The 13,007-nt window shown below is 37.8% G+C and carries 11 protein-coding genes; 4 read left to right on the forward strand and 7 right to left on the reverse strand.

Annotated features, from left to right (window positions below; translation table 11 throughout):
* Nucleotides 1-6 precede the first annotated feature (6 nt).
* Both ileS and METBO_RS00780 read right to left on the reverse strand, forming a co-directional pair.
* Complete coding sequence (gene ileS, locus METBO_RS00775) at nt 7-3,189, reverse strand: isoleucine--tRNA ligase (protein WP_013643757.1); 3,183 nt, start codon at nt 3,187-3,189, stop codon at nt 7-9.
* 284 nt (nt 3,190-3,473) lie between these two features.
* Nucleotides 3,474-4,679 (reverse strand): methionine adenosyltransferase, encoded by a 1,206-nt coding sequence (locus METBO_RS00780; protein WP_013643758.1) that lies wholly within the window; start codon nt 4,677-4,679, stop codon nt 3,474-3,476.
* A 388-nt stretch (nt 4,680-5,067) separates the two neighbouring features.
* On the opposite strand from METBO_RS00780, the gene METBO_RS00785 reads away from it, so the two are divergent.
* The 4 genes from METBO_RS00785 to METBO_RS00800 all read left to right on the forward strand — a co-directional run bounded on the left by METBO_RS00785 (nt 5,068) and on the right by METBO_RS00800 (nt 7,070).
* Nucleotides 5,068-5,439 (forward strand): DUF192 domain-containing protein, encoded by a 372-nt coding sequence (locus tag METBO_RS00785; protein WP_013643759.1) that lies wholly within the window; start codon nt 5,068-5,070, stop codon nt 5,437-5,439.
* A gap of 80 nt (nt 5,440-5,519) precedes the next feature.
* Nucleotides 5,520-5,792, forward strand: a complete 273-nt coding sequence (locus METBO_RS00790; protein ID WP_013643760.1) for a DUF5750 family protein — start codon at nt 5,520-5,522, stop codon at nt 5,790-5,792.
* 45 nt (nt 5,793-5,837) lie between these two features.
* Entirely contained in the window at nt 5,838-6,722 is an 885-nt protein-coding gene (locus METBO_RS00795) for a metallophosphoesterase (RefSeq protein WP_013643761.1), read from the forward strand.
* 24 nt (nt 6,723-6,746) lie between these two features.
* A complete protein-coding gene (locus tag METBO_RS00800) occupies nt 6,747-7,070 on the forward strand; it encodes a hypothetical protein (protein WP_013643762.1) in 324 nt (107 codons plus the stop codon).
* A gap of 19 nt (nt 7,071-7,089) precedes the next feature.
* Here METBO_RS00800 and METBO_RS00805 read toward each other — a convergent pair whose 3' ends face one another.
* From METBO_RS00805 to METBO_RS00825, 5 genes are all read right to left on the reverse strand, one after another.
* The gene (locus tag METBO_RS00805) at nt 7,090-7,476 is read right to left on the reverse strand and encodes a HEAT repeat domain-containing protein (RefSeq protein WP_013643763.1); all 387 of its coding nucleotides are present in this window, start codon (nt 7,474-7,476) and stop codon (nt 7,090-7,092) included.
* A 154-nt stretch (nt 7,477-7,630) separates the two neighbouring features.
* A complete protein-coding gene (locus METBO_RS00810) occupies nt 7,631-8,323 on the reverse strand; it encodes a dihydromethanopterin reductase (acceptor) (protein WP_013643764.1) in 693 nt (230 codons plus the stop codon).
* Nucleotides 8,324-8,358: 35 nt separating this feature from the next.
* Nucleotides 8,359-9,624: a serine hydroxymethyltransferase gene (gene glyA / locus METBO_RS00815; protein ID WP_013643765.1), complete on the reverse strand. Its 1,266-nt coding sequence runs from the start codon at nt 9,622-9,624 to the stop codon at nt 8,359-8,361.
* A 119-nt stretch (nt 9,625-9,743) separates the two neighbouring features.
* The gene (locus METBO_RS00820) at nt 9,744-10,427 is read right to left on the reverse strand and encodes a DUF169 domain-containing protein (RefSeq protein WP_013643766.1); all 684 of its coding nucleotides are present in this window, start codon (nt 10,425-10,427) and stop codon (nt 9,744-9,746) included.
* A 179-nt stretch (nt 10,428-10,606) separates the two neighbouring features.
* A complete protein-coding gene (locus tag METBO_RS00825; RefSeq protein ID WP_013643767.1) occupies nt 10,607-12,583 on the reverse strand; it encodes a CoB--CoM heterodisulfide reductase iron-sulfur subunit A family protein in 1,977 nt (658 codons plus the stop codon).
* Nucleotides 12,584-13,007 lie beyond the last annotated feature (424 nt).

A 13,007-nucleotide genomic window follows, 5' to 3' on the forward strand; every position in this document is an offset into this window, starting at 1 on the left:
TTTGTTTCACAAGGTTTTAATGGCTATTTGAAGTTCATACTCTTCAATTTTCCATTCTTTCTTGTAATCTCCTTCTGCCTGTTCAAATATGAATTTTTCTGCCCTTACTTCGTTGGAAATAAATTCCATGAAACTTGTTATAAGTTCTTTGAATTCAGGGTCACATTCAACATAAACATCTATGTTGGCTTCTACATCGAGATCCAAATCTTTTCTCATGTCCTGAACTCTTCGTATAAGTTCCCTTGACATTGCTTCAGAGAGTATTTCTGGTGTTAATTCAGTATTCACAAACACGTTACCTCCTTCAAAATCAGAACTTGCAATGTTATCCGGGAGTTCTGTTTCGAACACAATGTCTTCTTCAGATAGTTCTACAGTTCTATCATCTAGTTCTACCTTGTAAACACCATCGGATCCCAGTATCTCAAGGATTTCTGATCCACTTGCACTGGCTAATTTGGCTGCCACCTTCGGAACATCCTGCCTGAGTTTGGGGCCCAATGTTTTCATGTTGGGACTGGCATTAATGGATAAATTTTCGAACTTATTTGAGGAAACAACATCTTTTGTATTGGCCTGTTCCATTATTACTCCTTTAAGGGATTGAGCAGCGGATAAAACCTTTTTATCTTCGGATACTATCACTATTTCTTTGACTGGCCATCTTAATTTGTAACGTGCAGCGTCACGAGCCCTTGCACAGGCTTCTATTATTTCTCGAACTACTTCCATGTTAGATTCAAGTTCAACGTCTATCAGTTCTTCGTTGTAACTCCAATCTTCCATATGAATACTTTCTAGAGCATCCATTTCTACACTTCTAACCAGATTTTGGTAGATGTCCTCTGTGATATGAGGTACAATTGGTGACATTGTTACTATTAAAAGTCTCAATGCATAGTAAAGGGAATAGTATGCTCCAAGTTTGTCTGGATCATCCTTTTCTATCCATGTTCTTCCTCTAATTAACCTGATGTACCATCTACTAAGATCTTCTAGAATGAAATGGTTTATTGCCCTGGTGGCCTTGTGGAAATGTAGTGAATCTAGGGATTCTGTAACTTCCTTTGCAAGTGAATTGGCTCGTGATGTTATCCAAAGATCTTCATCCCTCAATTTAACATCCTCAGGAGTGTATGCAGTTGGATCGAAGTTGTCTATGGACATGTAAGTGGTTGAGAAGACATAAACATTCCAAAGGATGTTGAACATTTTATTAACATTTTTTAGTTCGTCCCAAACAAATTTAAGGTCTTCCCATGGTTTGTTTCCCCAGAGAAGGTAGAACCTCAGTACATCAGCACCGTAAAGTTCAATTACTTCCTCAGGTTCAACAACGTTTCCAAGGGACTTACTCATTTTCTTACCTTCTTCATCGAGGGTAAATCCATGCATAAGCACTTTTTTATACGGTGTGCTGTCGTTGGTAATCACTCCACAACCCAACTGTGAGTAGAACCATCCTCTTGTCTGATCATGGCCCTCTGTTATGAAATCGTATGGATACCATTCATCGAAGAGTTCTGTTTCTTCAGGATAATGTAAAGCAGCCCAACCTGCTACTCCGGAGTCTATCCACACATCCAGTACATCAGGGACTCGTTTCATTTTACCGCCACATTCGCAGCCTATCCTTATCTCATCGACATGTGGTCTGTGAATGAAATCGCCATCGAGTTTTCCTTCAATCAACCTTTCCTTCAATTCTGAAATCGAACCCACTACTGTGATCTCTCCACAATCTTCACATTCCCAGATTGGTATTGGTATTCCCCAGTAACGCTGTCTGGATATTGTCCAATCCCTGGCATTTTCTACCCAGTTTCTGAAACGATTTTCTCCAGCCCATGAAGGAACCCATTCCACCTTATCCAGTTCTGATAACATTTTATCCTTTATATCAGTAATTTTCAGGAACCATTGTTTGGTTGCAAGGTAAATGATGGGTGTTTTACATCTCCAGCAGAATCCATACCGGTGTTTGATGGTGGTTGCTTTAAGTAGAAGGTTATGGCTCTCTAAATCTGCAATGATCTCTTGATCAGCATCTTTAACAAATTCACCCTGATACTTACCCGCATCTTCCATGAAGAGCCCTGCTTCATCAACTGGACAGAAAATTGGCATTCCATATTTTTTACCGATTTCAAAATCGTCAGGCCCGTGACCTGGCGCCGTGTGAACACAGCCAGTTCCTTCTGTTAACATAACATGATCACCAGGAACAATGGTATGCTTAAATCCTTTCTGTACTGGTACTTCATCAACTAAAGGATGTTTGTACGTTAAACCCTCGAGTTCTGAGCCCTTAACCACCTTTAGTATTTCATACGTTGTATCATCATCACAGCCACAGTCACAATCATTTTCCGAGTTGTTGAAAACAGATTCAACCAAGGCTTCGGCCATTATATAAACATCAGAACCTACCTTAACGTAGGCATAATCAAAGTCAGGATGTACACTGACTGCCATGTTAGCTGGAAGAGTCCAGGGGGTGGTTGTCCAGACAAGTATGTATATGGTGTAATCTGAACTTTCCTGTGTCATTAATGGAAACTTAACGTAGATTGATGGGTCTTCTTTATCTTCATAATCAATTTCAGCCATTGCTAATGCTGTTTCACATCTAGGGCACCATGTTATGACCCTTTTGTCTTTGATAAGCAGGTCCTTTTCATATGCCTTTTTGAGTGTCCACCAGCTGGATTCCATGTATTTGGTGTCGAATGTCACGTAAGGATTGTCCCAATCCATCCAAACACCTAACATTTCAAACTGTTTGGTCATGAGACCTTTGTTTTCAATTGCAAATTCCTTACATTTATTAACAAAATTTTCAATTCCAATGGTTTCTTCGATTTCTTTCTTGCTCTTTAATCCAAGAAGTCCTTCGACTTTGTGTTCAATTGGAAGGCCATGAGTATCCCAACCTGCTTGTCTTCTTATATTGAATCCTTCCATGCTTTTATAACGGAGGTAGGTGTCTTTGATAATTTTATTCCAAGCAGTTCCAAGGTGTATTTTTCCACTACAGTACGGTGGTCCGTCAAGAAAAGAGTATTTAGGTTTATTCTCCCTCATTTTCTTGGTTCTTTCATAGATCTTTCTTTGATCCCAGAACGTCTGCACATTTTCTTCGATAATTTTTGGTTCGTATGAGCGTTTAGCCTCTTCAATAGGCATTATAATTCTCCCCTTTATAATTTCAATAATTAGGATTTACATCTAAGTTTGTGCATTGTAATATAAAATAGTTTAATAAATCAAGCAATGCAAAATTTTTGGAATGGCTGACAAAAAAATATATTAGAATCCTAAACAAATCCATGCAAGGATAAAAAAGCATAAAATAGTCCAAGCCCTTTAATCAGCATCAAACGTGTTGAGAAAACAATAAATTAAGATGGGGCTATGGAAAATAGATTTTAAGTGAAAAACTTAAAATCGTATTCTACAAAAATAATGGTTTAGAAAGTTCTTATTTTCCCTTTAACCATCATTTCAGTGATTTTACCAATATCTTCAAGCCAGTTATCCATTACTCCTTGAACATCTTTGTGTACTGATGAAATTGAGTATCCATCTTCCACAATGATCTGTGCACTTGCAGCCTTTGGATGGTCAATTGGCTTTCCTATTTGGCTTAAAATCATGATGTGTATCTGTTGGATACCATCAATTTCACTGGTGATCTGATCGGCCATCTTGTTTGATAATAAATTGTAAATTTTACCAACATGGTTAATAGGATTCTTCCCGGATGTAGCTTCCATGGACATTGGCCTGTTAGGTGTTATGAGTCCGTTTGCACGGTTTCCTCTGCCTACTGATCCATCGTCACCCATCTCTGCAGAGGTTCCTGTAACAGTCAAGTAGTAACCTTTTTCAGTTTTGCTGTTATCATCGTCACCTGTGTTAATAAACGTTTCAACTTCTCTTTCAGTTTTATTTTGTGCAAGATCAGTAATTATATCGTTTAACTCTTCTTTAACGTTTATGTAGGTGTCTCTTCCGTCGACATATTTGGAAACCATTGCAACTGCGGTTGTGAGAGTTATTTTGTTGTTTTCACGCAGACCCATGACCTTGATATCTTCACCGACTTGTGGATACTTCTTTTTAAAGTCCTTGGAATTTAGAAGTTCTTCCACTTCCATCACAATTTTCTCTGTTTCAGAGAAAGGTGCAAAACCCACACCGAATGAAGTGTCGTTTGATGAAGGCATTCCATCTCTGCCGAAAACATCGACAAGGTCTCCTGATCCATGTCCAATCTTACATTCCACAACTGCTGAACTTTCAACATCTAAATTTATTATGTTTTCTTTCAGATAGTTCTTGGCAGCCATGATTGCTATCCTATCAATACCGATCTTTTTTCCCTCAAATTCTGCGACTCCTCGACCTGTTAAAAGGATATCAATAGGTTTTATTATTTCTCCGCCACCGAAATGTGGATCAGATTCTCCTGCTGTAATTTGAACTTCATCAGTGTTGTGGTGTAATATTCCATCAAAATTTTCAAGGTAAGCATGGCAGAGTGCCCTGCTCACAGATTCAGCAATTCCATCACTTATACTGTCAGGATGACCTATACCCTTTCTTTCAACAATTTCTACTTCCTGTTCTTCAATTGGCTTTTGAATAAGCTCTTTTATAATAATATTCCTCATAAACGGCCTCCATTATAATATTAAAAGTTTTAAAATTATCCCCATTGGATACGCCAATAACAACGTGCACTTTTATCGGGGGCATCGATAAAATAATAAACATTTCCAAGAGGATGATGTTTAATGTATGCCATTTGAAGCAACTGATATAAAAAATGATCCATCCAAAAATAAACAACTGATGGCAGATACTTTACCCGCCCAATGGATAGAAATTCTGAAAACATGGGAACCTAACATTTTGATAAAAAAATTGGAGGAATAAGACCTAAATTTATAAAATAATGGGCAACAAATTAACTATTAAAATAAATAGGTTAATTGGGATATTTTCTAAAAAAAATGTTATCGAGATCCATAATTTAAACATACTAAAGGGGCAAGGAAATTGAAAGAAATTTTAATAGTAAACCTAACTAAGGGAACTAAAATTGGGAAAGTAGAGGTAGCTGACAGTTTCTTTTCCAGATTTATGGGATTAATGTTGAGAAAGAAAGTAGGCAAGGGAATGCTCCTTAAACTTCCACAAAGCCGGAGCAGACATGGTTCTGCCATCCACATGTTTTTCATGCGTTTTCCACTGGACATAGTGTTCGCAGATTCTGATAGGAAAGTAGTTGATATGGTCACTGTAGATCCTTGGAAAACCTACACACCCCGAGCTCCAGCAAAATACGTCATAGAACTCGAAAAGGGATCCATAAAAAAATTTGATTTGGAACTAGGAGACGATCTGGACTTCACACTCGAATGTGTATAAAAAAATTACAACCAGAAAAAACAAAATTTAACCAAGTCAATTTACTTTTCAAAAAAAATATTAGATTATTGGAGGATCAAATGCTGGTCGAAGTATATGATTTTGGAAACGATGCAGGGGATTACTACGTTGTATACAGGGTCAAGGAATTGAGTGAAGAAGAACAGAAAAAACTCAAATCTAAGGTTGAGGGGACCGTTGAAATAAAAGAGGGTCAACTATTCATAACAACTCATTTTGAAAAGAAATATTTTCCCTTCGGAAGTGAAGCAGCCAAATTTAGAAGTGATGACTTTGTTGCAAGGGAAGAAATAGAGATGACAGTTTACCTTACGAGTTTGTTAGAGGATTGATCATCTGAAAATTTCAGAAATAATAGGAACTATGATGAGGATGCCATGAAAGAAACAAATCCCCATATTAGGGCACTTTATTTAAGACAAAAGATGCAAACTGCCATGTCAGGTGTTAGAGATAAGCTTGGAATCCATGAATTTGATGCAAGGGATTTTGAAATTGTACCAGTAACTGTGCATGTTAACGGTCTTGATCCTGAATTCAACAACTACAAAATTGCACACATTAGCGACATACATCTAGGTCAGTGGATATCAGCCAAACGGATTGAGGGTGTTGTGAATCTGGTAAACAAACAAAAGCCAGATATTGTGGCAATAACTGGAGATTCTGTGTCCTACGTAGTCAACGAACCAATACTTGATATGTTAAGATACCTTAAAAATCTTAAACCCAAGGATGCAACGTTGGCAGTGCTTGGAAATCATGACCATTGGATTGGTGCCGATGAAATAAGGAAGGTAATGAAAGAAACAGGTATAATTGAACTTGAAAATGATGTTTATACCATTAAACGAGGAGATGCTCAGCTTAACATTGCTGGCATTGATAGTGTCACCCTTGATAAACACGATTTAAATGCAGTTTTAAACAAGTTACCCGAATCTGGACCAGCCATACTACTGGCCCACGAACCTGATTTTGCTGATGTCAGTGCTGCGACAGGTAGGTTCAGTCTGCAACTATCTGGACATTCTCATGGTGGTCAGATGATCATCCCGGGAGTGGGAACACCATTTAGAGGGTCTGAATTTAAAAAATATCCCTTAGGAAAGTACGACGTTGGTGACATGGTGCAGTACACCAACAGGGGATTGGGTACCAACGTATTTTGGATACGTATTAACTGTCCGCCTGAGATAACAGTACTGAACCTTCAAAGTTCAAACTCAGAAATAAAAGATGAGCCAAACAAGAAAATTTAAATACATTGAAGTGATAGGATTTTTATGAAACCACAAAATAGACAGTTCGTGATATACATTGCAGGTATATTTTTACTTATATCTGGAATAGTAGGTATATTACTACCCAGTTTAGGTTTATCACTTTTCACATCCGTTGTCTGGGCAGTTTTAGGAGCTGTTTTCCTAGGATTGGCTCACGGAACTAAATTAAGGAAGATTGTTCTGTACGCTGCAGGAATATTCCTATTTGTATCTGGAATCTTGGGATTTTTATATCCTCAGTTAGAACTTACAACTTTAAACTCCATAATATGGATTATATTGGGTGTTCTCTTCATGTACATTAGTTACAGCGTTAAATATTGATGAGTGATAATTAAAATTTTTATTTTCTTTTTATGGCTTCGATACCCACCTTTGCAACTCTTTGAACAACTGGACTTTCATCTTCTAAAGCTTTTTTAAGTACTTCGCAGGACCTGGGATCTGCAATGGAAGAAAGACCTATAGCTGCAGCGTAGCGAACACTGGCCTTCTCATCTTTCATGAGTTCCGTGAGGGGATCTAAGGATTTCGGCTCGGCAAACACAGCTAAAGAAAGGGCAGCAGCTTCCCTTACATGCCAATCATCATCTTTCAACGTCTTGATCAGAGGATCAACTGCTCTTGGATCTCCTATTTCTGCAAGAAGTTCCGCAGCATCTTCCCGCACAACCCAATCATCATTTTGAAGTTCTTCCACCAAAAAATCTATTCTTTTTCCTTCTGTCATTGGATCACCTCAAGTAAACAACAAATGTATGTTATCAATATATTTGGTGAAACTTTCATTAATAATTTGACAATTGAAATTCTTATCAACAAAAAGAAATGCGTATGAGTTGTGGAAACACTAAAAAAAAATAGTTAAAATAAAAATCTCAGACTTATAAAACGTTATTTAACTCTTTAGGATGGCTTAAAATATTAATTCCTTCAATATTATTCAATTTGGAAGTATTCTCGACGTCGATTTCCCGCATATGGATGGTGATAATTTTACCGCCTGTCACTGCGTTGAATGGACAGGCTGTTTGACAAGTACCACAGCCTTCGCATTTAAGCAAATTAATCTCGACACCGGGGGTTATGGCATCTTGTGGGCATGCTGCTGCAGCTTGACAAGGCTCACAATTTTTGCACGTTTCAAGTTCGAGCTTTGAAGGTAAAATAGTTTCAACATCACCGGATTCAAGATCAACAGGTACAATATAGGTTTTAACTTTACCTTTACCTGCCTGAGCTACTGCATTTGTAATTAAACTATCTGCAATGCCATTCACAATTTTAGCAATGGTGTTGGAAGTTGCAGGAGAAACAACAAGCAATTCATAGGTTGCGAGGGAAAATCTCCCGGTCATAGGGTAACTTTCCCTCTGATCAGATTCCAATACTAGTTCCCTGTACTTTCCTCCTGTTAAATTTTTTACAGTTTCAAAAAGTCCGTACATTTTAAGAACTTCTTCGCCTGCACCAGAAGTCATGACAGTAACTTCATGATCCTTTGAAAGTTTAACCAGAGCATCAACACTTTCTTTAAGTAGATGACCTGCACCAGTAAATCCCCAAGCTATCCTCATGATATTCTCCTCTAAAAATAGTTAAAAAATTTGAATCAGAAGTCTACATAGTTGTAGGCTTCATCTTCTTTAAATGCATATTTTACAGTGTTGTACTGTTTTATAAATTCAGTAACTTCTTCTTCAACGTTTTTACCGTCAACAGTAACCTTTTTGATGAACTGAGCTATTTCTGCCATTTCAGCTTCTTTTAACCCGCGTCTGGTTATTTCTTGTGTACCAATACGTATACCTGATGGATCATCAGAACGATTGACATCATCCCATGGGAAAAGGTTCTTGTTTAATATGACGTTGTTTGCTTCGAGGTCCTTAGCCAATTTTGCTGCTCTTCCAATGTTTGAAACATCCATTGCAAGTTGATGGGATTCAGTGAATCCTTGATCTTCGCATAGTACGTTGAATCCAAGTTCGTATAGTTCTTGAGCAAGGGCTTTAGCATTTTTAATGATCTGTTTGGAGTAGGCACTACCAAATTCTAGCATTTCTGCAGTTGCAATACCGAGTGCTGCTAGGTGATGGAGGTGATGGTTACTCACGACTCCTGGAAACACAGCATCATCAATTTTGTGTGCAATATCTTCTTTACAGAGAATTATTCCACCTTGTGGCCCTGGGAATGTTTTATGTGTACTTCCAACAAGGAGGTCAGCTCCCTCTTTGAGTGGATCCTGGAAGCATCCTCCAGCAATTAAACCCAGTACATGGGCTCCATCGTACATTACTTTAGCACCGACTTCGTCGGCAGCTTCTCTGGCTTCTTCAACAGGATGTGGGAACAGGAAAAGACTTCCTCCCAGAAGAACTATTTTAGGTTTTTTTTCTAGAATGTCCTTTTTCATTGCATCGGCATCTATATTCATCTTAGCTTCATCAAAGGGATGTGGAGATACTTTAAGACCCCTAATTCCTGCAGCACTTACGGACGCATGACTGATATGTCCTCCTACAGGTACTTCTAGTGCCATCATAGGGTCGCCGTGTTTTGCAAGTGCAAAGAACGATGCCATGTTGGCAGTCACACCAGATATTGGCTGAACATTTGCATGTTCTGCTTTAAAAATCTTTTTTGAAAGATCTACGGTGATATCTTCTATTTCATCAACGTATTTACAACCTTCGTAGAGTCTACATCCGGATAGGCCTTCAGCGTATCTGTGTGATAGATCAGAGGCAAGTGCTTCTCTAACACTTGTACTTGTAATGTTTTCACTTGCTATGAGATTGATACTATTTTCCATCCAGTTATGGTGCTCTTTAGTAATTTCTTTAATTTTAAGAGCATATTCTTCATTATTCATTAATTATCCTCCAAAACAACGTAATTGGTTAAGTAGCTTTATTGATCTAATGTATAAAATGAATCACTATAAATACTTTCAAACTTTCTTGTTTGCACTAGTGAATAAAAAAAATTTTATTAATTTTTCTTAAAAAATGTTTTGGTTTGCATGTCCTTTAGATTGGCTAGAATTCTTTCTAGTTCTGCTCCGGGTATAGTTACCATAACATCATCTGGTTTCAATTCCATGTTATTTCTAGAACCAATATCTCCAAATCCGTAGGTTACTTTACCTGTCAAGTAGGGAATTGCTGCCATTGAACTACATATCGGGCAGGAATCAGCACCCAAACCATGGGAACCTGAATCATAGGCATTTGCATGGAGTACCATCATGGCTTGTTCAGAGTTAGAGATGATAAATACAATATCCGGGATAAAGTCGGCATTTACCAAGGGTGAAAATAGTATGGCAGTGAATATTCCTGCATCGATGGCCTTGTTATTTTGCCATGATCTTTGTACGGCTGGTATGCTTTTATAAACACCTGCAGGTACAAGGAAGGAACCGCTTTGCATGTTTTTTGGAAGTTCTTTTCGATCTTTCATTCCGCTGTACCTTAATCCTCCCATACAACTTTCTTCTTCCATTGTGGAATAGAAAATTTCTCCCTTCGATGCTTTATCTAGTTTGGTACAAAATCTAGATGGTTCTGATTCTTTTTTTATATCCTTGGGTTCCCTTAGAAACCATTTTATTGCTACAGCTTCCCTTTCAAGTTTTAAAATTTCTTTTAGTTCTGATCCCATTTTTTGATACATGCTGATCACCAATTATCTAGTTGGATTTAAAACTAAAATTTTTTATGATTTGGTTATTGAACAGTAATTTCTAAAAATAGCAGGATAATCTGATTTAATAGGATAAAATTAGCTTAATATAATTTGATTAATGATTATTTAAATTAAAAATAAAATAAAAAGAAATAAGGTTTAAAACCTTATTTTCCGCCGTTCATTGCAGCTTCAATCTGAGCAAATATCTGGCTGGTTTTGAAGTGCTGCTGATCTAGTGCTCCAGATGGGCATGCACCAACACATGTTCCGCATCCTTTACATAGTGCAACGTTGATGTGAGCTTTCTCATCTATTCTTTCAACTGCACCGTATGGGCATAGGTCTATACATACTTCGCATCCACCACAGACATCTTCGTCGACTAAAGCAATGATTGGTTCAATTTCCACTTCACCTTTAACCATTGGTATTGCTGCTCTTGCTGCTGCACCAGATGCTTGTGCTACTGCGTCAGGAATATCTTTAGGTCCCTGAGCAACACCTGCTAGGTATATACCGTCTGTTAATGTGTCAACAGGCCTGAGTTTAGGGTGAGCTTCCATAAGGAAACCGTCTGCACTTCTTGATAGGGTCAAGGTCTGTCTGAGTGTTTCAGCACCTTCTGGTGGCTGTAGACCGACTGATAGTACTACCATGTCGTAGTCGTATTCTGTGACTTTTCCAAGTAGGGTGTCTTCTGCCCTGATGGTTAGTGTTTTATCAGGGTTTTCCATGACTGCTGCTGGTCGACCTCTGACAAATTTGATACCATACTTTTCTTGGGATGTTTTGTAAAATTCTTCGAATCCTTTACCGAATGCCCTAATATCCATGTAGTATATGGTTACTTCGGTGTCAGGTTCGTGGTCTATGATAAGCTGAGCATTTTTCATTGCGTACATACAGCAGACCCTGGAACAGTATGGTTTACCAATCTGTTCATCCCTGGATCCAACACACTGGATGAATGCAACGCTCTTAGGATGTCCACCGTCTGAAGGTTTTAAAACATGTCCCTGTGTAGGTCCTGATGCGTTTATGAATCTTTCCAGTTCTAGACCGGTGATTACGTTTTCAGCAGATCCGTAAGCCCATTCAGTTTTTTCTGTTGGGTCGTATGGGTCATAACCTGTTGCAACGATAATGGTACCAACTTCGAGTTCGATGGTTTCTGGTTCCTGATCGTGTTTGATTGCACCGTTACCACATACTTGGTCACAGAGTTTACATTCGATACAGTAGTCCTTGTCTATGGTTGCACATAGTGGTACTGCCTGAGGGAACGGAATGTAGGTTGCTTTAACCATTCCAACACCTTCATCGAAGTAGTTTGGTATTTCTATTGGACAAACTTCTGTACAGCTTCCACATCCAGTACACACAGATTCATCTATGTAACGTGGCTTCTTTTCCACTGTAACCTTGAAGTTACCTATGTAACCTTCCAATCCTTTAACTTCAGCGTAGGAAATTAGCTCGATGTTTTCGTGTTTACCACAATCCACCATCTTAGGTGCTAGAATACACATGGAACAATCCAATGTTGGGAATGTTTTGTCCAGCTGGGCCATCCTTCCACCAATGGTAGGCTGTTTTTCAATTAGGTAAGTTTTGAATCCCATATCAGCTAAATCGAGTGCGGACTGAATACCAGCAACTCCACCACCAATAACCATTGCTTTGTTATCTACAGAAACAGTTTCTGCTATTAGAGGTTCTAGTAATCTTGCCTTTGCAACTGCCATTCTGACTAAGTCTTTGGCTTTTTCTGTTGCTGCTTCAGGTTCATTCTGGTGAACCCATGAATCGTGTTCTCTTAAGTTTGCAAATTCGAACAGGAATGGGTTTAGTCCTGCTTCTTTAACAGCTCTCCTGAATGTTGGTTCGTGGAGCCTTGGTGAACATGCTGCTACTACAACTCTGTTTAAACCCTTCTCTTTGATATCCTTCTGTATCATTTCCTGACCTGGGTCTGAACAGAAGTATTTGTACTCTTCAGCTACTTCTACGTCCGGAAGTGTTGCTGCATAATCTCTTACGGCTTCTATGTCTACTACACCACCAATGTTAACACCACAGTGGCAAACATATACACCGACTTTTAGTTTTTCGGTTGTTTCTTGATTTTTTTCTTCTGCCAATTAGATCACCTATTCCATAAATCTATGATAGATTATCTTATCCTTAATGTGTAGGGTCTATCAATTAGATAAATAAAGTTTTCTATTTATTTTTTTATACAAAGTATATATACTAGAACATTTTTCAAAGAATTATCTGTATTTTTAACAGATCTAATCTTCTAGTACTTACTTAATTTACTGATTAAGTTTTTAAATATTTAAATATTTATAAAAAAGATTCATGACCCAACTTGAGTCTCATTAAACCCCTAATTGTTATTATTTTTAATAGAGGTATTATACTCCTCTTTCTAGATATTTAGGGTTAATCTGATTTAATAACCACTATTAAATCTTTAAATCAAGCTTAAAATATCTAATGAGATAAACGGAATTAAATATGAAATAATAACAATATAAATGCATTTAATTTATATTAGAA

The sequence above is a fragment of the Methanobacterium lacus genome, from assembly GCF_000191585.1.
GTDB lineage: Archaea > Methanobacteriota > Methanobacteria > Methanobacteriales > Methanobacteriaceae > Methanobacterium_B > Methanobacterium_B lacus.

Bases quoted from the DNA above. Each gene is read 5' to 3' on its own strand.
- ileS (WP_013643757.1), bottom strand. From the start codon at position 3,189: ATGCCTATTGAAGAGGCTAAACGCTCATACGAACCAAAAATTATCGAA.
- METBO_RS00780 (WP_013643758.1), bottom strand. From the start codon at position 4,679: ATGAGGAATATTATTATAAAAGAGCTTATTCAAAAGCCAATTGAAGAA.
- METBO_RS00790 (WP_013643760.1), top strand. From the start codon at position 5,520: ATGCTGGTCGAAGTATATGATTTTGGAAACGATGCAGGGGATTACTAC.
- METBO_RS00795 (WP_013643761.1), top strand. From the start codon at position 5,838: ATGAAAGAAACAAATCCCCATATTAGGGCACTTTATTTAAGACAAAAG.
- METBO_RS00800 (WP_013643762.1), top strand. From the start codon at position 6,747: ATGAAACCACAAAATAGACAGTTCGTGATATACATTGCAGGTATATTT.
- METBO_RS00805 (WP_013643763.1), bottom strand. From the start codon at position 7,476: ATGACAGAAGGAAAAAGAATAGATTTTTTGGTGGAAGAACTTCAAAAT.
- METBO_RS00810 (WP_013643764.1), bottom strand. From the start codon at position 8,323: ATGAGGATAGCTTGGGGATTTACTGGTGCAGGTCATCTACTTAAAGAA.
- glyA (WP_013643765.1), bottom strand. From the start codon at position 9,624: ATGAATAATGAAGAATATGCTCTTAAAATTAAAGAAATTACTAAAGAG.
- METBO_RS00820 (WP_013643766.1), bottom strand. From the start codon at position 10,427: ATGTATCAAAAAATGGGATCAGAACTAAAAGAAATTTTAAAACTTGAA.